The sequence below is a fragment of the Glutamicibacter sp. NPDC087583 genome (assembly GCF_044743685.1).
In the GTDB taxonomy this organism is placed as follows: domain Bacteria; phylum Actinomycetota; class Actinomycetes; order Actinomycetales; family Micrococcaceae; genus Glutamicibacter.
In genome coordinates, this window is sequence record NZ_JBIUWY010000004.1 from 307,554 (window position 1) to 325,354 (window position 17,801).

Below are 17,801 nucleotides of genomic sequence, written 5' to 3' on the forward strand. Positions count from 1 at the left end.
GCCATGACGTCTCAGGGACAACCCAATAGCCCATTCAATTTCATTCAGGTGATTATCGGTGCGCTGGGTACCAGCTACCTGAATGTCATCATTTTCTTCCTGTCTGGCGCCGCTGGGGCATCCCGCCGGATTGGTCCTAATTCAACTGATGTTGTCGCCTTTGACCACCTGTTGCAGTTCACGTTGATCCCGATTCTGTTCTTCGGCCTGGTGGTCTTCCTGATCGGACGGGCAAACAAGGGCATTTGCAAGATCGCGCAGTGGGCTGGCTTGCTCATCGCGGTAGTCTCGATCGTTTTCCCGATCATGAACGCAGCAGATGCCGCTACCGCTGTGGGCCTGTCCCTGATCCATATCGTGACCGGTATCGGCTGGTTCTTCTCGGTGCACTACGGCAACAAGGAGCTCCACGTTCCTTCCAAGGACGTAGCGCTCGTCTAAGCACGAAAAGCAAAACCTCGCAGAGCGATCAGCAATGATCTGTTCTGCGAGGTTTTCCGTTAAGCCGTGAGAGCTGCTGGTGCTGATTCGGGCTACACCCCAACTTTCTCGAGCTGAGGATGCTCGTAGGCTTTGCGCATGCGCGGCAAGAACAGCAGGCTGACGGCTGCCGCAAGGCACAGCACCGCAGCGGTAATCCACGCGGCCAGGTAGCTGCCGGTGGTTTCCCGCGACAGCCCTGCGGTCAGCGAGCCGGCGCCTGCGCCGATCATGTGGAAGGCGAAGACCCAGCCGAAGACCACGGTGGCTCTAACCGGACCGAAGTACTGGCGGCAGAGCACCACGGTAGGAGGCACGGTGGCCACCCAGTCCAAACCGTAGAAGACAATGAAGATCCACATCAGCGGCTCGACGGTTGGACCCATCAGCGAGTGCAGGAACATCAGGGACAGTCCGCGCAACGCGTAGTACACCGCAAGCAGCAGCCACGGGCGTACACGGTCGGTCAGCCACCCGGAGAACACCGTGCCGAGGATATCGAAAATGCCAACCAGCGCCAGCAACCCGGAAGCGGTCGTTGCCGGCATGCCATGGTCGTGCGCCGCAGGGATGAAGTGCGTCTGCACCAGCCCGTTGGTAGACCATCCGCAGATCCAGAAGGTCATCGCCAAGACCCAGAATGCCGAGTAGCGTGAGGCCGCGAACAGGGCCTTGAGAGTCGCGGCAGCCATCGAACCCTGCTGCGTTCCGGATGCCGGCGCGGCTGCAGCTCCGGCCCCGCCGTAAGGCAGTACACCGGCTTCGGCAGGGGAATTGGCGAAGGGCCAGCGCAGCAACGGGATGATCAGCACCGCGAAGACCGCAACAACCAGAGCCGCGGCCCTCCATGAGTACTGCTCGATGATCAGCACAATGCTTGGCAGGAACACCAGCTGGCCGGCGGCATTCGCGCCAGAGAAGATGCCCATCACCAGGCCGCGCCGTTCGCAGAACCAGCGGTTGGCAACCACAGAACCGAAAACCAACGCCATCGCCCCGGTGCCCAGTCCAACCAGCACACCCCAGAGCGCCCACAACTGCCAGATCTGGCTGATGAACACGGACAATCCGGCTCCGGAGGCCACCAATGCCAGAGCGATGGCAGCCACCTTGCGCATGGAATACCGTTCCAGCAAAGTCGCGGCGAAAGGAGCTGCCAGGCCGTAGACCACCAGGTTGATGGTCACCGCGGTCGATAACTGGGAGCGGAGCCAGCCGAATTCGGATTCAAGTGGTTCAAAGAACGCGCCGGTGGTCGAGCGGAACGCCGCCGTGGCGACTAGCGCCAGCGTGGTCACGATGGCGACCAGCCAGGCTCGATGGATCCGCAATGGCTTCGGGGAGTTCAATCGCATGCTCCTTCTGGGTGTTGCTTTAAGCATTGCACCGGCGCTAACAGGCGTTGGAGTTCGTGACGTGCGAAGAACAAATATTGATGTCCGAAACAGGTGGAGCGCCTTGCCTCGCCGGGATTAGCTGTCCATGGCGAAGCGCGGCAGACTCAGTTTTTGCGCCTGATCGGCTCTGCTTATTCGCTATGCGGGGTCGTTGCCGTTGCTGGGGTTCTGGCGCCGGCTGCGAGGGTGCCGGTCCTGCGGGGCCGGCGCACCCAGCGCCTGCCGCGGAAAGGTTTTTAGCTTGGCCCCGGAAGGCGGTTCGTCCTGGTCCAGCGGATCGGCCATGGACGATGGGGCAGCGGAGGCTTGGCCTGTTGCGGCTGCCTCGGCGGTTTGGGCCGTCACCGGGGCATCGCGGATCACCGGCATCCTGCGTGGCGGCAGCGGACGACGATGGTGCACGAGATAAATCAGCATGGCCAGGGCCTTGTGCATGACCACGATGGTGAAGATGGCCGATCCGGCATAGCAGCCCCAGGCGACCAGGTGAAGCGTGGTCACTTCAAGGACGTTCAGCTCCAGCGAGCCGTTGAGCATCATGACGGCGCCGATTTGCTGGATGACCATGCCGAGCACGGCCAACCCCACCGCAAACCAGAAATACACCAGGGTATCGGCTCCGGGTTTCTTCACGACAGGCATTTGAACCTCCGTTGGCCAGCTGTCGGCGGTCATTGCTACACACTGTAGCCCATGGCAGGAAACAGCTTATCTGCCCAAGGTGGCCCGGGCCTGGCGCAGCAGCGGCTCATCGACCATCTGCCCTTCGAAAGCGAAAACTCCGGGATTCGCCTCCGCGGCGTCGAGGATCCGCCGGGCACGTTCCCGTTCTGCTTCGGTCGGTGCGAACGCCTCGCGAATGACCGGCATCTGGTTCGGGTGGATCGAGGCTTTCGCGGCGAATCCCGAGGCCTTGGCATCGCGGGACTCCTCGCCCAGGCCTTCGAGATCTGGAATATCGAGGTACACGGAATCAATTGCGGCCTTGCCTTGGGCCACCGCATGCAGCAGCACCTGCGACCGCGCGAACCGTGCCACCTCGCGGTAGCTGCCATCCTCGCCCCGCGAAGATGTGCCGCCGAGCGAGGCGATCAGGTCTTCCGCGCCCCACATCAGCGCGACGACATTCTGCGCCCCGGCAATGTCCGAGGCATTGGTGATGCCCTTGGCGGTTTCGCACAGTGCCAGCACGTCGTAGCCTGCCAGCGCGGCCGGCTGCGCCGCCGATTCGCACTTGGGCAGCATCACGGTGCGGTAGGCCGTTTGCCCCAGCGCTGCCAGGTCCTTGGCGAAGTGCTCGCTATCGACCGGGTTCACGCGCACGATGACCCGCGCGGGATCCAGCGGCGTATCCAGCAAGGCGCGGCGGGCCGCGTCCTTGTTCCCGGCAGCCACAGCGTCTTCCAGATCGATGATGACCGCATCGGCACGCTGTGCCGCCTTGGCGTAGCGCTCGGGCCGGTCGGCCGGGCAGAACAGCAGGGAAGGGCCCATCAGGAACTCAGTCATCAGCTTTTCCTCCCTTGGCCTGCATCGAATCCTGGTGTGCTTGCCTGGTCCACATCAGGCAGGTGCGGTTTGCGGTGGCCACGATGTCGCCGTGCTGGTTGCGGCCGGTGTGCGTCATGGACGCCAGGCCCTGCCCGGGGCGGGACTTCGATTCGCGCAGTGCGGTGATCTCGGTTTCGGTGTAGAGGGTATCGCCGTGGAACATCGGGTGCGGGAAGCGCACGTCATTGATGCCCAGCTGCCCCACGATGGTGCCCTCGGTCAGCTGGCCTACCGACTGGCCAATCATGGTGCTCAGGGTGAGCAGGGAGTTGACCAGCGGCTTGCCGAAAGGCTGGGTGGAAGCCCATGCCGCGTCCAGGTGCAGGCCCTGGTTGTTCATGGTCATCGTCGTGAACGCGACGTTATCCGCTTCGGTCAGGGTGCGCCCGGGCTTGTGCACGTAGGTGGCCCCCAGCTGCAGCTCATCGAAGTAGAGGCCGCGCTGCTCGACACGTTTGTGGGTTTGCTCGCTCATGCGTCCTGCTCCTGATGCTGTGCTTCGGTTGGCTGCGCTGCTTCCACGGTGGCCACGACCTGCTTGGCCTTGACCAGATCCCCGGTCTTCAACCCGGTCATGCGCACGATGCCGTCCGCGGGGGAGAAGAGCTGGTGCTCCATCTTCATCGCTTCGATGCTCAGCAGCAGCTGGCCTTCGGCGACCGCATCGCCATCGGCCGCCTGCACGTTGATCACGGTGCCGGGCATGGGCGAGAGGACATGCGGGGAGAAGGTCCCGGATTGCTTGGCGATGGTGGCCAGCTGGCGTTCGAGGACTTCTTCGCGGGGCAGCTTGCGCACCGCCGCGGTCCAGCCTTCCTCGCACAGCCACAGCGTGCCATCTGCGGCGAAGGCATGCTGTAGTGCTGTGCGCTGCCCGTTGACGGACAGTGTTCCATCCGGTTCCTGCCGCACGGTGAATTCTTCGGCGCCCACGCGCACCCGGCTCGAATCGGGGTCCCTGAGCAACGCGGTCCTGCCCTCGGCGGCCTCGACGTCGAAGTGCCCGATGCTGGCCCGGCGATGCTGGGCCCGCCATCCGTCGCGCAGGCCCCACGGGGTATTCGCGGCTGGAATGCGCCGATCCTCCAGATGCGCTGCCAGTGCCAGTTCGCGGGACCCGACCTGGCGGAAGCCGAACTGGTCCATCTTCCGCTCGATCAGGTTGGTGTCCAGGGCTCCGGCGGCCACATCCTCGTCGGCCAGCAGCAGCCGCAGGTATTCGCTGTTGGTCAGCACGCCCAGCACCACGGTGCCGGCCAGTGCCTTATCCAAGCGGGCCAGCGCCTCGGTGCGATCCGGGCCCCAGGCGATGAGCTTGGAAAGCATCGGATCGTAGTGGGCGCTGATCTCCAGGCCGTCGCGCAGAGAGGAATCCACCCGGACATTCTCCGGCTCGCGCACGTGCAGCACGGTGCCCACCGAGGGCAGGAAGCCGGAGGACGGGTCTTCGGCGTAGAGCCGGGCCTCGATGGCATGGCCTTCCAATGCCACCTGGTCCTGGGTGAAGTCCAGTGGCTGTCCGGCCGCGATGCGCACCTGCCACTGGACCAGATCCAGCTTTGCGCCGTTCACCCGCACGACTTCCTCGGTGACCGGGTGCTCCACCTGCAAGCGGGTATTCATTTCCATGAAGAAGAATTCGTCGGGGTTCTGGTCGCTCACCAGGAACTCGACAGTTCCGGCGCCGACGTAGCCCACCGATTGCGCAGCGGCCACCGCGGCGGCGCCAATGCGCTCGCGGATCGCCGCGCCGTGCTCCAGATTCTCGAACAGCGGAGCCGGGGCTTCCTCGATGACCTTCTGGTGGCGGCGCTGCAAGGAGCATTCGCGTTCGCCCAGGTGCACGGTGTTCCCATGCGCATCGGCCAGGATCTGCACCTCGATATGCCGCGGATTGCGCACCAGCCGCTCGAGGAACAGGGTGTCATCGCCGAAAGCATTGCGTGCGGTGCGCCGGGCGCTGGCCAGCGCTTCGGGCAGTTCTGCGGCGGAATCCACGGCGAACATGCCCTTGCCGCCGCCGCCGGCCGAAGGCTTGATCAGCAGCGGGAAGCCGACGTCCGCGGCAGCGGCGAGCAGCTGCTGATCGCCGAGGCCGGGTTCGGCGATGCCGGGAACCACCGGCACCTGGTGGGAGAGGACATGGTTCTTGGAACGGATCTTGTCGCCCATGAGATTGATGGAGTTCACCGGCGGGCCGATGAAGGTGATGCCGGCAGCCTCCAGCGCACGGGCGAAGTCCACGTTCTCGGAGAGGAACCCGTAGCCCGGGTGCACCGCCTGGGCACCGGTGTGCCGGCAAGCGGCGATCACCGCGTCGATATCCAGGTAGCTTTCATTGGCCGCAGCCGCGCCGATGCGCACCGCGCGATCGGCTTCGGACACATGCAGCGCCCCGGCATCGGCATCGGAGTAGACGGCGACCGATTCGATGCCCAGCGCCCGCAGGGTGCGGATGATGCGCACCGCGATCTCTCCGCGGTTGGCGATCAGGACAGTGTCAAAGAGCTTGGTAGTCATGGTGTTTTCCTCGTACTACATCCGGAAGAGGCCGAAGCTGGTCTCCGGCAGCGGCTGGCGGGCGCAGACATCCAGGGCCAGGCCGAGCACCCGGCGGGTATCTGCCGGGTCGATGACCCCGTCGTCCCATAATCTGGCGGTGGAATAGTAGGGGTTTCCCTGGGTTTCGTACTGCTCGCGGATCGGGGCCTTGAACGATTCCTCCTCCTCGGCGCTCCAGTTGCCGCCGCCCGACTCGATTCCGTCGCGCTTGACCGTGGAGAGCACCGAGGCGGCCTGGGCCCCGCCCATCACCGAGATGCGCGCGGCCGGCCACATCCACAAGAAGCGCGGGGAGTAGGCCCGGCCGCACATCGAGTAGTTGCCGGCGCCGAAGGAGCCGCCGATGACCACCGTCAGCTTGGGCACCCGGGCGGTGGCCACGGCGGTGACCATCTTGGCCCCGTGCTTGGCGATGCCGTCCGCTTCGTAGTCGCGGCCCACCATGAATCCGGCGAGGTTCTGCAAGAAGAGCAGCGGGATGCCGCGCTGGTCGCACAGCTCGATGAAGTGCGCGCCCTTCATCGCGGACTCGGAGAACAGCACGCCGTTGTTGGCGATGATGCCTACCCGGTGCCCGTGGATCTGCGCGAAGCCGGTGACCAGGGTGGTGCCGTAGTCGGCCTTGAATTCGTGGAACTCGCTGGCATCGACGATGCGGGCAATGATCTCGTGCACGTCGTAGGGCGCGTTGACATCCACCGGCACCACCCCGGCCAGTTCACTGCCCGGGTAGAGCGGCTCGACGACCTGGCTTTCGATACTCCAGGCGGGGGCCGGGTTGGCCGGCAGGGTGGAGACGATATCGCGGATGATCATCAGCGCGTGCTCGTCGTTCTCGGCCAGGTGGTCCACCACGCCCGAGGTCTTGGCGTGCAGGTCGCCGCCGCCCAGCTCCTCGGCGGTGACGATCTCCCCGATGGCGGCCTTCACCAGCGGCGGGCCGCCCAGGAAGATGGTGCCCTGGTTGCGCACGATGACCGTCTCGTCGCTCATTGCCGGAACGTAGGCGCCGCCGGCGGTGCAGGAACCGAGCACCGCAGCCAGCTGCGGGATCTTCTTCGCGGAGAGCTGCGCCTGGTTGTAGAAGATGCGCCCGAAGTGCTCGCGGTCCGGGAAGACCTCGTCCTGCATGGGCAGGAACGCCCCGCCCGAATCCACCAGGTAGATGCAGGGCAGGCTGTTCTCCAGCGCGATTTCCTGGGCGCGCAGGTGCTTCTTGACCGTCATCGGGAAGTAGGTGCCACCCTTGACGGTGGCGTCGTTGGCGATGACCAGCACGTGGCGGCCGTGCACCAGGCCGATGCCGGCGATCATTCCGGCGCCGGGGCTGGCGCCGTCATACATGTCCTCGGCGGCCAGCGGTGCGATTTCCAAGAAGGGCGAGCCGTCGTCCAGCAGCGCGTCTACGCGTTCGCGGGGCAGCAGCTTGCCGCGATCCACATGGCGCTGCCGGGACTTCTCGGAGCCGCCGCGCGCAGCGCGTTCGAGCCGTTCGTGCAGTTCGGCCAGCAGTGGTGCCTGGTCGGCGGCGTTGCGCTCGAACTGCTCGGGGTTCAAGTGGGAGGAGAGGGTCTTCACGAAGTCAGTCCTTGCTGGTCGGTTCGCTGGCGATCACCCGGGGTACGGGCAGCTGCTGCGCAGGCAACGGGAATTCGTCGGGCACGGCCAGGATGCGCATGGCCAGGGAAATGAAGTTCAACTGCACTTGGGCCAGTGTGAGCCGGCCGTCCTTGCGGTACCAGTGCGAGACACCGGTCCCCATTTCCATCAGTGCCAACCGGGCGATGCCCAGGTCCACGGTGCTGAAGCTGCCCTGGCGCTCGCCGGCCTGAAGCGCGTCGGCGAAGAGCTGCTCGTAGGCGTCGCGCAGTTCCTGCATCTGCTCGCGGGCCTTGGCCGATAGCGCGCGCATCTCGTATTCGGTGACACGTGCGGTGCTGGGATTGGTGGCGGTGAACCCCACGTGGAAGGCCACGAGCAACGCGAGCTGGCGTACCGGGTCCTTGCTGCCGGCCAGCGCCTGCTCGGCACCGGAGATCATGGCGGCCAGGCAGTCGTTCATGATGCCCACCAGCAGGTCTTCCTTGCCGCCGACGTAATGGTAGAGGGTCGCCGAGTTCAGTCCTACGGCACTGCCTAGTTCGCGGATGCCGGTGGCGGCGAAACCGCGCTGGGCAAAGCAGGCTACGGCTGCTTGCTGGACCTTTCCCAGTTCCATGGACACCACCCTGTGACTCAAGAGTCAATCAATCGATTGACTGCTTCTATCCAACCGAAGAAAAAGTGTGGTGTCAATCACCGTCTTCCGCGGACGGGGACACCGAGTGGCGCTGCCATCCGCACCTCATGCAACGCTCATGTTAAAAGGGGCCGAAATATGACGTTTGCTATTTATGAATCAAATGCAAAACACTAGACTGCTTGATGTTATTTACTGTCAAGCTCTAGTTAATTCTGCTGGGCAGCTGATCAGACGCCACTGGAAGGCATGATGCCGCAACCTGAACCACGTTTCCTCAACCGCCAAAACCCAACCCCAGCCGGACCGTCGCGCCGCGGCCTGCTCGCCGGTGCCTCCGGGCTCATTGCCCTGGCCGGACTGGCAGCCTGCGCATCACCGCAGGCCACGGACGCGGACAGGGCAAACCTCGCCGGACCCCCGCAGACCCCCGATGAAGTGCTGCAGGTACTGCGCGCCGGGAACCAGCGCTACGCCGACGGCATGCCAGAACGCCCCAATCAAGCAACCGAACGGCGCAGCGAGCAGGCCGAGCACCAGAACCCCTTCGCCCTGATCCACGGCTGCGTGGATTCCCGCGTGACCCCCGAGCTCCTGTTCGACCAGGGGATCGGAGACCTGTTCGTCACCCGGACCGCCGGCGGAGTGCTCGATGACACCTTGGTTGGCAGCATGGAATTCGCTGTTTCCAGTCCCTATTCGGTCCCGTTGCTGGTGATCCTCGGCCATACGGCCTGTGGTGCGGTGGCGGGCACCTTGAAGGCAATGGAAGAAGATGCCAAGAATCCGCAATTGCCCGGCGAGATGGTCGACTTCGCTGAACAGATTGCTCCTGTAGCACGCAAGGCAAAAGTTGAAGGTTCGGGCAGCGAAGAGGTGGACCAAGTGGTGCAGGCCAATGCCCGTGCCGTCACCGAGCAGCTACTGGAGCGATCTGCCATCATTCGCGAGGCAGTGCAAGAAAAGCGGACCCGGGTGGTGGCAGCTGTCTACGACCTGGACAGCGGAGAAGTGCGCTGGCTCGATGGCTAGCTCCGATTTTCCGGTTGCGAATTAACCAGAAGTTCCCGCCGGTGGAACCGGCGGGAACTTCTGCGATCATCACTCGCACCCTCGCTGAGGTTGTTTCTACGATATTGACAATGCCTATGGCCACGCTGAGCGCAGGCTCCACGGCGGCAGGGCATCTGGCGAACGGGGCGATCCAGCTACTGGACCAGCTGGGCTTCCAAGGTTGCAGCCGAAACGCGAATACCGGCGGATGGCCAGCTCGCCGCTATCCTGATGCAGCTGGTCAGACGCAAAACACCCATTCCCGGGCCTTTCGGCACGGTTTCGGGATTTGCCAGCAGGTGCACTGGTACTCTCGACGCTGGATGCTAGTGAAGCATTCCCCGTGAAGAATCCGCATGCACGTGCAGTGAAAGGCCCCATGGCAGCCAGCGAATCCAGCGTCAACTCCCGCGCCCGCGCTGCAGTCGCGGCCCTGTTCCTCACAAACGGAGCACTCTTTGCCAATATGGCGCCGCGCCTTCCCGAGCTGAAGCGGGAACTGGAATTGGACACCGCCGGCTACGGCTTGCTGGTCACCGCATGGCCTGTTGGGGCAATCCTTGCAGGGTTGGCTGCAGGTGCGCTGGTGCGCCGTTTTGGTTCCGCGCAGGTTGCCGTCGTGGGCACGATAGTTACCGGTGCTGCCTTGCTGGCCGCCGGCAGCGCGCCGGGCGTGGTCTTGGTCGTGCTGGCTTTTGCCCTGGGCGGCGCCATGGATTCGATTACGGATGTCGGGCAGAACGCGCACGGGCTGGTGGTGCAACGGCGCTATGGGCGTTCGATACTGAATTCCTTCCACGCATTGTGGTCTGTCGGAGCGGTGATCGGCGGTTTGATGGCCGCCGGAGCGATCCAGATGAACTTGGCATTGCCAGTGCATTTGGGCATATCGATGGTGCTCTTCGCCGCGGTGGCACTGACTGCCCTGAAATTCTGCCTGCCTCGATCCGCCGAACTGGCGGTCATAGAACCTGTTGCACCACCTGCACCCGGAACTGCCCGGGCCGCGGCCCCCGCAGGATCCCGCGGACGGCTGCTGCTGATGATGAGCGCCCTGGTCTTGATCTCCGTAGCCGGAGTAATGGTTGAAGACGCCGGGAATTCATGGTCCACGCTGTATCTTGGCCAGCTGGGGGCGCCAGCGGCGCTGGCGGCCAGCGGGTTCATCGCTCTGGTCGGGGCCCAGTTCATTGGCCGAATTCTCGGCGATGGCATGGTCAACCGCTTTGGCCAGCGCGGCATGGCCCAGTTCGGGGGAGCGCTAATAGCAATCGGTATGGGTCTGGCGTTGTTCTTCCCCACGGTTCCGGGCACGCTGCTGGGATTTGCCGCGGCTGGATTCGGCTCGGCAACCCTGGTCCCGGCGGTGATGGACCAGGCCGACAAGCTGCCCGGCCTGCCTCCGGGAACTGGGCTGAGCATCGTCTCCTGGCTCATGCGATTGGGCTTCTTGTTCTCGCCACCGCTAGTTGGTTTCCTTGCCGAGAACTTCGGGTTGAGCATGGCCCTGATGGTGTTCCCCATTGCGGGACTTGTGGTGCTTGCTTGCTCGCCAGTGCTGCGTGGAAAAAGCCCGCGGAGCGATGGAACAGGGGAGCAAGGAAGCCGTAGCTAGTTTTCGCCCCGAAGCGTGATGGACTCGATGGCTTCTCCGTGCAGGTCTTCAATGACCAGATTAACTACCAGTTCCCTCCAGCTGATCAACGGGCTGATGGCACAGCGAACATAGTCAAGGACTTGCTGCTCGATAACCTGGACCGAACTATCCCCAGCCATGCTGACATGGCATTGCACCCTCCAGTTAAGGTGGGGAATCTGCGTGTCAGTCGCCTTGATCTCCGTGTAGTTCAATTGCGCTGTCGGCGACTCGGAAAATGCCGCTCGAATCGCCTTGATTAATTCCAGGGACGATACGCGTTTGGCCAGTCCCGTGCCCGCATCTTGCACATCCCACATCCGCTGGAACGGCGAGTGCTCGGCTATTTTGCCCAATATTCGCTGCGAGAATGCTTCAGGCTGGTGCTCCGGGGTCGAGCTGTGCAGCAGTTGGGTGATGAATCCGTTCTGGTCCTTGAGCCGCTGCCGTTCGGCGTGGCACCACCGGCACTGCAATTCGTGCAGATCTGCAGGTTCATCCAGGTTCAGCAAAACGTCTTCGGTAGTACGTCCGCAGGGAAGGGTTTTCATGACACCGCCTCGCTGATTGCATTGCGTGCCCGTGCGAGTCGCCCTCGCACAGTTGATTCTGAAACGTTGGTCACCAGGGCCGCTTCCTTATAGCTCATGCCTTGGAGCGCGACCAGTACGAACGCCTGGCGAAGCGCCGAAGGCAATCCGTTGATGATCTGCCAGGCATCGGCAATCTCGCCGCGTTGCACGGCGACGTTTTCTGGCAATTCACGGTCAGGGACTGGGGTTTGCTCTAGCACTTCATCATCCACGGTTTGCTGGTCATTGGCACGCTGGCGGATGCGATCAAGACAAATATTTCGTGCCATGCGGTAGAGCCAAGTCTTGAACGCGGCACGTTCGCGCAGCGAGCCCAATGACTGCCACGCGCGGATCCAGGCATCCTGGGTGGCATCCTCCGCATCGTGCCAGCTGCTGAAAAAAGTCTTGCAGTATTGGCGCAGGCCGGGTGTCAGCGCGGTGACGAGTTCGCCGAAGGCCTCGGGGTCCCCCTCCATTGAACGACCAACAAGCACGGTCAACCGGGTCGGTTCCAAACACCCCTCCTTAAGTGATATATATCACACTCATAATGTGTGAGGATTAATCTGTAGCTCTCGTCTGTATGAGTGTAAGGCACAAAAATATCCGTTCAATGAATGAGGAGACCATCATGGTGCAACGCGATTCACAAGGGCCAATCATCAAGCCAACCGGCGAAGAGCTGGAACGCCAGGCCAAGGCAAAGGCCGCAAATGACACGCCGGTCCACGAAGAGCTGCGCGGTCCGCTGCACACCGAACTGGGCAAGACGACCATCGAAGACCGTGTTGTCCAGAAGATCGCCAGCATCGCCACCCGCGAAGTTTCCGGCGTCTACGCCATGGGCAACGCCGCCCGCCGGACCTTCAACTCGCTGGCCGAACGCATCCCCGGTGCCCAAGCCAACGCGGCTGGAGGCGTGAGCGTCGAAAAGGGCGAGCAGCAGACCGCCATCGACGTGTCGATCGTAGTTTCCTACGGGTTCTCGATCGTTGAGGTCTCCAACGAGATCCGTTCGAACATCATCGCCCAGGTTGAACGCGCCACCGGCTTGGAAGTTATCGAGGTAAACATCGAAGTCACCGACGTGCACCTGCCAGAAGACGATGACGATGACGCCGAGCCCCGCGATGGCCTGAAATAACTGTCCTCATCTAAGGAGCAGAACATGTTACACGTCAAGTGGGGTTTGGCCATCGGCTGCCTAGCCGGATTGCTGATTGCCTTCGGATCATTCACCCAGTTCGTGGTGGTGGCATTCTTCGCCATCATCGGCGCTGGAGTCGGATGGCTTTTGCAGGACAGGGTTGACCTCAGTCAAGTGTTCAGCAAACGTCGGCGGTGAAGCAGATGGCAGAGCTGTCCTCTAGCCGTGGAAGCACCACGGTGAACACGGCCGTCTATTCAAAAATCGCTGCCCAAGCAGCCTATAAGGTGCCAGTTGTCGGCTCTGCCGCGGGTGGGATCCTGGGGCTGGGCAAGTACAAGGATTTTGACAGCCGGCCCAAGGCCAAGGCCGAGGTGCTTGGAAGTGCAGTGGTGGTCGATTTGGACCTTGGATTGAGCTATCCGAGCAATGTCCAGCAAGCCTGCGAAGACGTGCGGAACATGGTTGCGGCTGATCTGCGCAAGTATCTGGGCGTTGAGCAGGTGCAAACCGATATACGGGTGAGCTGGATGTCAACGCCGGATGAAGGAACTAGCAACAGGAGGCTGCGATGAGCAGGTTCTGGCACGTTCGCAGTGCCCGCACCATGGCCTTGATGATCAGCTTCATCGTCGTGTTGGCCACGAGCATTCTCCTGGCGCTATCCTGCCTGCTGCGTTTGACCAGCGGACAATGGCCCGGTTTTGCCCAGCAGGGCATTAACGCGGTCAGCAACTTGCGCTTCAATGACAACCTGGCAGTGATCGCCATGGTGGTTCTTGCGGTGCTCGGTCTGCTGCTGTTGCTCAGCGCGCTCATTCCAGGGCCCCGGCAGAGCATCCTGCTGACTACCGATGATCCTTCAGCGGGGTCGGAACAGGCAATCTCATGCCGTGGAATATCAACCTTGGTGGGGCATGAGGTCGAGCGAACCGATTCGGTGACCCGCGCGAGCGTGAAAACCAGCCCGGCCCTGGTCCAGGTTACCGTGCAGACTCCAGCGCACTCGGTTCAGCGCGTGCGGGAAAACGCGCAGGCGCGGGCGCAGCGCGTGATCGACGGGTTGCCATTGCAACGCGCTCCCAAGGTCAAGGTCTCAGTGCAACGCCGAGGGGGAAACTAGAAATGTTCAGAACGCATGTGGTGCGCCAACGACTTATTCTGGCGATCTTCGGTTTGGTCCTGCTGGCGGCCGGTGCCTCGGGCCTCGCAGCAGTCTGGTGGGGGCTTGGCCAAGGCGCTGGCCTCGGCCAAGCCCGGATTGCCAGCAGCCTGCCGATCGATCAGCAGTACCTGCTGCCACTGGGACTCGCGCTCGGAATTGCCGGCATCGTGCTCTCGCTGGCGGTGCTGATCACTGCCATTCCGCGCCGCCCATCGGCGCATGAATTCAGATACGAATCGAGCAGCGAAGGAGTCAGCGAGATCGAGACTTCGGTAATAGCCAAAGCCGCGGAAACGGCCGCTCGAACGCAACCGGAAATCGTGGATGCGAACGTTCGAATTGGCGGCAATGCAGCTGAACCCGTGCTTTATGCGCGATTCACCCTGCGCGCCGACGCTCCGGCGAATCGAGGGATCGAGCTGGTCAATGGCCGCGTGGTACCTGACCTTGAAATGGTGCTGGGGGTGCCTTTCTCCCGCAAGCACATCTCGTTCAGCTTCCAGAAGCCGGAAAAGCAGGATTCGAATAAGGCCGTGCTCATCTGAGCCGGCCCAGGAAAACAAAAAATAGCCATTAACGGCACGGGCATCGTGCCGCATCTCTTGGGGAAGTAGGAATGCATGGGAATAATCGGTTGGATCATCCTTGGCCTCGTTGCCGGTGCGATCGCGAAGGCAATCAAGCCCGGAAAGCAGGGAGGCGGCTGGCTTGCCACGCTGCTGCTCGGCGTGGTCGGGGCGGTGCTGGGAGGCTGGATTGGCTCGGCAGTTTTCGGTGTCGGAGTGAGCGAGTTCTGGTCATTGTCCACCTGGCTGCTGGCCATCGGCGGCTCGCTGCTGGTCCTGGTCATTTGGGGTTTTGTCAGCAGCAAACGCGACTAGGGGCATGCGCTGAACTGCCTGCAGCCTGATGGCGCTGGCTAATGGGAACGGGCGGGATCCTTATGGATCCCGCCCGTTTCCTTCTGCCGCAACGCCTGCATGATGCCGGTGAGAACCTGCAGTGCCCAGGACAGCGCGGGGCCAGGTGCAGCGCGAATCATCCAGCTTGGCATGCAAGGCGCCCTCCGCTACGAAGGCCATCATCGACAAGACCAGGCAGATCCCAGTCGAGCGAACGTGGCGGCCAGGACCGCCTGGAAACCGTAGGGCTAGGCTTGGGGAATGGAAGATGCGCTGAAAAAGATCAGCTGGCCGGTACGCACTGAACGCCTGTCCCTGCGTCGCGTGAATTCGGCTGATGTGGAAGACCTCTGGCGCTACCGGCAGCTTGCCGATGTCACCCAGTGGATTACCGCTGGCCCAGCAACCGTGGAAGAATTCCGTTCGCTGTTCTTCGCGAAGGACTATCCGCTGAGGAACCTGGCTGTGGAACTGGACACCGGGCAGGGGACCCAGCTGATTGGCACGGTCATGCTGGATATCGTGGATGGCTGGGGGCAAAGCGAAATTGAGCAGCGCGCCAAGGGCGTTGAGGGCAACCTCGGCTGGAGCTTCGATCCCTCCTTCGGTGGCAAGGGCTACGCCACTGAAGCCGTTGCCGCTGCCATGGGCCTGTGCTTCGGCCCTCTTGGCCTGCGCAGGGTTACTGCCGAATGCTTTGCCGCCAATGAGCCATCATGGAGACTGATGGAGCGTTTGGGGATGCGCAAGGAATTCCATGGCCGCAAGGACAGCCTGCATCGCAGCGGTGAATGGATGGATTCCGTGGGCTACGCGCTGTTGGCTGAGGAATGGACGGCCCAGGCCTCCTGCTAAAGGATGAGGGATGGATCCTTGATCACCGGTGTGTTCTTTGAAAGGCTGGAAGGGAACAGCACCACCCCAGCGAGCTAGGCGGTCCCATGGGCAAATCAACGCGCACCAGTGTTCTTTTGGCGCTGGCAACCGCCGCTATTCTGCTCATGGCGCTGTCGGAGGAACCTACCTGGGGGTTGCTCGTAGGCAGCTGGACCTTGATGCTTTGGGGTTGGACTGGCAGTCCGAAGCCCCAGGAAATCACCGTCGATGCACAGGGGCTCTCACCCCGGGATGTGAAGGAATACCGCCGTCAGCATCCGGGCGTGACGATGGTTGACGCGATCAATGCGCTGGGGAAGTCCAAGCAATAGCAAAAGCAGGGCCCGCAGTGCGGGTGAATGGATGCAGTTGAGCCCCATGAACTAGTTGTCGTTCACGGGGCTCAACTTTTGGTGTTCATGGCGTTGCCTAGTAGTAAACCGCCAGCGGGCCATTGGGGCCCGGGATGACCTTTACCGGGGTTTCGAAGACCTTGGTCAACACCTCATCGCACATGATTTCATCAGGGGTGCCGAACTCGACGACCTTGCCCTGCTTCATTGCGCAGATGTAGTCGGCGTAGTGGCCGGCGAAGTTGATGTCGTGCAGCACGATCACGATGGTGCGGTTCAGCTCGCGGGCAGCGCGCTGCAGGTGCTGCATCATCACTACCGAGTGCTTCATGTCTAGGTTGTTCAGCGGCTCATCGAGCAGCACCGTGTCGGTGTCCTGGGCCAGGACCATGGCCACGTAGGCGCGCTGGCGCTGGCCTCCGGAGAGCTCATCGAGGTAGCGGCTTTCCAATTCGCCCAGGTCCAGGAAGTCGATGGAGCGCGAGATGATCTCTTCATCGGCCTGGGTCAACCGGCCCTTGGAGTGCGGGTAGCGGCCGAAGCCCACCAGCTGGCGCACGGTCAGGCGGGTCACGAAGTGGTTTTCCTGGCGCAGGATCGAGACGATCTTGGCCAGATCCTTCGAGTTGGTCTTGGATACGTCGTAGCCGGAGACCTCGATGGAACCCTGGTCGATGCCCAGCAGGCGCCCGACCATGGTGAGCATGGTGGACTTGCCGGCGCCGTTCGGGCCTACCAGGGCGGTGATGCCGCCGGTGGGGATTTCCAAGCTGACCGGGCCGATGGAGACCGTGGAGCTGTACTTCTTGCTGACGGAATTGAGGGTAATCACAGCCGGCCCTTTCGCAGGATGAAGATCAGGAATGTAATGCCGCCGACGGCTTCGATGATGATGCCGACCACGCCTTCTGCGTAGAAGATGTTCTTCATGACGAAGTAGGCGCCGGCCAGGACCACGAAGCCGATGAGGAAGGACATCGGGTAGATGTAGCGGTGGTCGTAGGTGTCCGCCAGCTGGTAGGCCAAGGTGGCCACCAGGAAGCCGAGGAAGGTCAGCGGGCCCACCAGTGCGGTGGTGACCGCCATGAGAATCGATACGAAGAACAAGGTCTTCATGACCTCGCGGCGGTGGTTGATCCCCAGGTTGATGGTGGTTTCCTTGCCCAAGGCCAGGATGTTCATCTTCTTCGAGGACAGCACCAGGTAGCCGCCGGCAATGGCCACCAGCGGGATGGCCACCGGCATGTAGCTCATGTCGGCGTTGGCCATCGAGCCGAACAGGCGTGCGGTGAGGACATCGAATTCGCTCGGGGTCAGCAGGCGCTGCATGAAGGTCGAGATCGAGCCCAGCCCGGTGCCGATGATGATGCCCACCAGCAGCATGATCTGGATGTTGCCCAGCTTGCCCGAAAGCAGCCAGCCGTACAGCGCCACCGAGAGGCCCACCATGATCGCCACCTGCAGGACGAACTGGCTGACTCCGGTGAAGAAGGTCACCCCGGCAACGCCCAGCACGAAGATCGCACCGGTCTGCACCACCCGGTACAAGGCTTCGAAGCCCATGATCGACGGGGTGATGATGCGGTTGTTGGTCACCGTTTGGAAAGCCACCGTGGCGATGGACTGGCAGGCGGCCACGATCACCATGGTCAGGATGTTGCTGGCGCGCAGCTTGGCGATGATCCAGAATCCGTCGGAGCCAAATGGCATGGGGTTATCCCAGGCGAGCAGGCCGATCCCGAAGAACAGGGCCAGCCCGATCATGATGGACAGGGTGATCCAGTATCGCTTGCGGACCTTCTTGGTGGGCAGCGGCCCGGCAGAACGGGCGGAGTGGTGGATGCCCAAAGCGGGATGAGTCATGA

General features: G+C 62.6%; 23 protein-coding genes. 11 read left to right on the plus strand and 12 right to left on the minus strand.

Annotated features, from left to right (window positions below; genetic code table 11):
* The first annotated feature begins 3 nt into the window (after positions 1-3).
* Positions 4-441: a DUF6069 family protein gene (locus ACIOU9_RS12915; RefSeq protein ID WP_105656428.1), complete on the plus strand. Its 438-nt coding sequence runs from the start codon at positions 4-6 to the stop codon at positions 439-441.
* 92 nt (positions 442-533) lie between these two features.
* Here ACIOU9_RS12915 and ACIOU9_RS12920 read toward each other — a convergent pair whose 3' ends face one another.
* The 7 genes from ACIOU9_RS12920 to ACIOU9_RS12950 form a co-directional block, all read right to left on the minus strand.
* The gene (locus tag ACIOU9_RS12920; protein ID WP_402697157.1) at positions 534-1,835 is read right to left on the minus strand and encodes an MFS transporter; all 1,302 of its coding nucleotides are present in this window, start codon (positions 1,833-1,835) and stop codon (positions 534-536) included.
* Positions 1,836-2,015: 180 nt separating this feature from the next.
* A complete protein-coding gene (locus ACIOU9_RS12925) occupies positions 2,016-2,519 on the minus strand; it encodes a hypothetical protein (RefSeq protein ID WP_402697158.1) in 504 nt (167 codons plus the stop codon).
* A gap of 66 nt (positions 2,520-2,585) precedes the next feature.
* A complete protein-coding gene (locus ACIOU9_RS12930; protein ID WP_402697160.1) occupies positions 2,586-3,386 on the minus strand; it encodes an HpcH/HpaI aldolase/citrate lyase family protein in 801 nt (266 codons plus the stop codon).
* Positions 3,379-3,903, minus strand: a complete 525-nt coding sequence (locus tag ACIOU9_RS12935) for a MaoC family dehydratase (RefSeq protein ID WP_133833915.1) — start codon at positions 3,901-3,903, stop codon at positions 3,379-3,381. Before ACIOU9_RS12935 ends, ACIOU9_RS12930 begins: the two co-directional genes overlap by 8 nt.
* The gene (locus ACIOU9_RS12940; RefSeq protein WP_133833916.1) at positions 3,900-5,948 is read right to left on the minus strand and encodes a biotin carboxylase N-terminal domain-containing protein; all 2,049 of its coding nucleotides are present in this window, start codon (positions 5,946-5,948) and stop codon (positions 3,900-3,902) included. The genes ACIOU9_RS12935 and ACIOU9_RS12940 overlap by 4 nt, the downstream gene beginning before the upstream one ends.
* A gap of 15 nt (positions 5,949-5,963) precedes the next feature.
* A complete protein-coding gene (locus ACIOU9_RS12945) occupies positions 5,964-7,568 on the minus strand; it encodes a carboxyl transferase domain-containing protein (protein WP_133833917.1) in 1,605 nt (534 codons plus the stop codon).
* 4 nt (positions 7,569-7,572) lie between these two features.
* On the minus strand, positions 7,573-8,208 hold the full coding sequence (locus ACIOU9_RS12950) for a TetR/AcrR family transcriptional regulator (RefSeq protein ID WP_105656422.1): 636 nt from the start codon (positions 8,206-8,208) through the stop codon (positions 7,573-7,575).
* A gap of 270 nt (positions 8,209-8,478) precedes the next feature.
* On the opposite strand from ACIOU9_RS12950, the gene ACIOU9_RS12955 reads away from it, so the two are divergent.
* Both ACIOU9_RS12955 and ACIOU9_RS12960 read left to right on the plus strand, forming a co-directional pair.
* Positions 8,479-9,261 (plus strand): carbonic anhydrase, encoded by a 783-nt coding sequence (locus ACIOU9_RS12955; protein ID WP_105662309.1) that lies wholly within the window; start codon positions 8,479-8,481, stop codon positions 9,259-9,261.
* 364 nt (positions 9,262-9,625) lie between these two features.
* Positions 9,626-10,897, plus strand: coding sequence for an MFS transporter (locus ACIOU9_RS12960; protein WP_133833918.1), 1,272 nt, complete (start codon positions 9,626-9,628; stop codon positions 10,895-10,897).
* Here the strand turns inward: ACIOU9_RS12960 and ACIOU9_RS12965 are convergent.
* The gene (locus ACIOU9_RS12965; RefSeq protein ID WP_133833919.1) at positions 10,894-11,469 is read right to left on the minus strand and encodes a hypothetical protein; all 576 of its coding nucleotides are present in this window, start codon (positions 11,467-11,469) and stop codon (positions 10,894-10,896) included. The two genes, ACIOU9_RS12960 and ACIOU9_RS12965, sit on opposite strands and share 4 nt — an antisense overlap.
* A complete protein-coding gene (locus ACIOU9_RS12970; protein WP_133833920.1) occupies positions 11,466-12,008 on the minus strand; it encodes an RNA polymerase sigma factor in 543 nt (180 codons plus the stop codon). Before ACIOU9_RS12970 ends, ACIOU9_RS12965 begins: the two co-directional genes overlap by 4 nt.
* Before the next feature lie 98 nt (positions 12,009-12,106).
* On the opposite strand from ACIOU9_RS12970, the gene ACIOU9_RS12975 reads away from it, so the two are divergent.
* The 6 genes from ACIOU9_RS12975 (at position 12,107) to ACIOU9_RS13000 (ending at position 14,686) form a co-directional block, all read left to right on the plus strand.
* Positions 12,107-12,637: an Asp23/Gls24 family envelope stress response protein gene (locus ACIOU9_RS12975; RefSeq protein WP_286134072.1), complete on the plus strand. Its 531-nt coding sequence runs from the start codon at positions 12,107-12,109 to the stop codon at positions 12,635-12,637.
* A gap of 24 nt (positions 12,638-12,661) precedes the next feature.
* On the plus strand, positions 12,662-12,838 hold the full coding sequence (locus tag ACIOU9_RS12980; RefSeq protein WP_166650766.1) for a hypothetical protein: 177 nt from the start codon (positions 12,662-12,664) through the stop codon (positions 12,836-12,838).
* Between the two features lie 5 nt (positions 12,839-12,843).
* Positions 12,844-13,215, plus strand: coding sequence for an Asp23/Gls24 family envelope stress response protein (locus ACIOU9_RS12985; protein WP_146112224.1), 372 nt, complete (start codon positions 12,844-12,846; stop codon positions 13,213-13,215).
* Positions 13,212-13,763, plus strand: a complete 552-nt coding sequence (locus ACIOU9_RS12990; protein ID WP_133833921.1) for a DUF6286 domain-containing protein — start codon at positions 13,212-13,214, stop codon at positions 13,761-13,763. Before ACIOU9_RS12985 ends, ACIOU9_RS12990 begins: the two co-directional genes overlap by 4 nt.
* Before the next feature lie 2 nt (positions 13,764-13,765).
* Complete coding sequence (locus ACIOU9_RS12995; RefSeq protein ID WP_105656415.1) at positions 13,766-14,350, plus strand: hypothetical protein; 585 nt, start codon at positions 13,766-13,768, stop codon at positions 14,348-14,350.
* A 75-nt stretch (positions 14,351-14,425) separates the two neighbouring features.
* On the plus strand, positions 14,426-14,686 hold the full coding sequence (locus ACIOU9_RS13000) for a GlsB/YeaQ/YmgE family stress response membrane protein (protein ID WP_105656414.1): 261 nt from the start codon (positions 14,426-14,428) through the stop codon (positions 14,684-14,686).
* A gap of 38 nt (positions 14,687-14,724) precedes the next feature.
* Here the strand turns inward: ACIOU9_RS13000 and ACIOU9_RS13005 are convergent, their stop codons facing one another.
* Positions 14,725-14,859: a hypothetical protein gene (locus tag ACIOU9_RS13005; protein ID WP_286134664.1), complete on the minus strand. Its 135-nt coding sequence runs from the start codon at positions 14,857-14,859 to the stop codon at positions 14,725-14,727.
* Between the two features lie 109 nt (positions 14,860-14,968).
* Here ACIOU9_RS13005 and ACIOU9_RS13010 point away from each other — a divergent pair, with 109 nt between their 5' ends.
* Entirely contained in the window at positions 14,969-15,562 is a 594-nt protein-coding gene (locus ACIOU9_RS13010) for a GNAT family N-acetyltransferase (protein WP_133833922.1), read from the plus strand.
* A gap of 86 nt (positions 15,563-15,648) precedes the next feature.
* Positions 15,649-15,915 (plus strand): hypothetical protein, encoded by a 267-nt coding sequence (locus ACIOU9_RS13015; protein WP_105656412.1) that lies wholly within the window; start codon positions 15,649-15,651, stop codon positions 15,913-15,915.
* A 97-nt stretch (positions 15,916-16,012) separates the two neighbouring features.
* Here ACIOU9_RS13015 and ACIOU9_RS13020 read toward each other — a convergent pair whose 3' ends face one another.
* Both ACIOU9_RS13020 and ACIOU9_RS13025 read right to left on the minus strand, forming a co-directional pair.
* Entirely contained in the window at positions 16,013-16,768 is a 756-nt protein-coding gene (locus tag ACIOU9_RS13020) for an ABC transporter ATP-binding protein (protein WP_105656411.1), read from the minus strand.
* Positions 16,765-17,799 (minus strand): iron chelate uptake ABC transporter family permease subunit, encoded by a 1,035-nt coding sequence (locus ACIOU9_RS13025; RefSeq protein ID WP_105656410.1) that lies wholly within the window; start codon positions 17,797-17,799, stop codon positions 16,765-16,767. Before ACIOU9_RS13025 ends, ACIOU9_RS13020 begins: the two co-directional genes overlap by 4 nt.
* Positions 17,800-17,801 lie beyond the last annotated feature (2 nt).

Bases quoted from the DNA above. Each gene is read 5' to 3' on its own strand.
- ACIOU9_RS12915 (WP_105656428.1), top strand. From the start codon at position 4: ATGACGTCTCAGGGACAACCCAATAGCCCATTCAATTTCATTCAGGTG.
- ACIOU9_RS12920 (WP_402697157.1), bottom strand. From the start codon at position 1,835: ATGCGATTGAACTCCCCGAAGCCATTGCGGATCCATCGAGCCTGGCTG.
- ACIOU9_RS12925 (WP_402697158.1), bottom strand. From the start codon at position 2,519: ATGCCTGTCGTGAAGAAACCCGGAGCCGATACCCTGGTGTATTTCTGG.
- ACIOU9_RS12930 (WP_402697160.1), bottom strand. From the start codon at position 3,386: ATGACTGAGTTCCTGATGGGCCCTTCCCTGCTGTTCTGCCCGGCCGAC.
- ACIOU9_RS12935 (WP_133833915.1), bottom strand. From the start codon at position 3,903: ATGAGCGAGCAAACCCACAAACGTGTCGAGCAGCGCGGCCTCTACTTC.
- ACIOU9_RS12940 (WP_133833916.1), bottom strand. From the start codon at position 5,948: ATGACTACCAAGCTCTTTGACACTGTCCTGATCGCCAACCGCGGAGAG.
- ACIOU9_RS12950 (WP_105656422.1), bottom strand. From the start codon at position 8,208: ATGGAACTGGGAAAGGTCCAGCAAGCAGCCGTAGCCTGCTTTGCCCAG.
- ACIOU9_RS12955 (WP_105662309.1), top strand. From the start codon at position 8,479: ATGATGCCGCAACCTGAACCACGTTTCCTCAACCGCCAAAACCCAACC.
- ACIOU9_RS12965 (WP_133833919.1), bottom strand. From the start codon at position 11,469: ATGAAAACCCTTCCCTGCGGACGTACTACCGAAGACGTTTTGCTGAAC.
- ACIOU9_RS12975 (WP_286134072.1), top strand. From the start codon at position 12,107: ATGAATGAGGAGACCATCATGGTGCAACGCGATTCACAAGGGCCAATC.
- ACIOU9_RS12980 (WP_166650766.1), top strand. From the start codon at position 12,662: ATGTTACACGTCAAGTGGGGTTTGGCCATCGGCTGCCTAGCCGGATTG.
- ACIOU9_RS12985 (WP_146112224.1), top strand. From the start codon at position 12,844: ATGGCAGAGCTGTCCTCTAGCCGTGGAAGCACCACGGTGAACACGGCC.
- ACIOU9_RS12990 (WP_133833921.1), top strand. From the start codon at position 13,212: ATGAGCAGGTTCTGGCACGTTCGCAGTGCCCGCACCATGGCCTTGATG.
- ACIOU9_RS12995 (WP_105656415.1), top strand. From the start codon at position 13,766: ATGTTCAGAACGCATGTGGTGCGCCAACGACTTATTCTGGCGATCTTC.
- ACIOU9_RS13000 (WP_105656414.1), top strand. From the start codon at position 14,426: ATGGGAATAATCGGTTGGATCATCCTTGGCCTCGTTGCCGGTGCGATC.
- ACIOU9_RS13005 (WP_286134664.1), bottom strand. From the start codon at position 14,859: ATGCCAAGCTGGATGATTCGCGCTGCACCTGGCCCCGCGCTGTCCTGG.
- ACIOU9_RS13010 (WP_133833922.1), top strand. From the start codon at position 14,969: ATGGAAGATGCGCTGAAAAAGATCAGCTGGCCGGTACGCACTGAACGC.
- ACIOU9_RS13015 (WP_105656412.1), top strand. From the start codon at position 15,649: ATGGGCAAATCAACGCGCACCAGTGTTCTTTTGGCGCTGGCAACCGCC.
- ACIOU9_RS13025 (WP_105656410.1), bottom strand. From the start codon at position 17,799: ATGACTCATCCCGCTTTGGGCATCCACCACTCCGCCCGTTCTGCCGGG.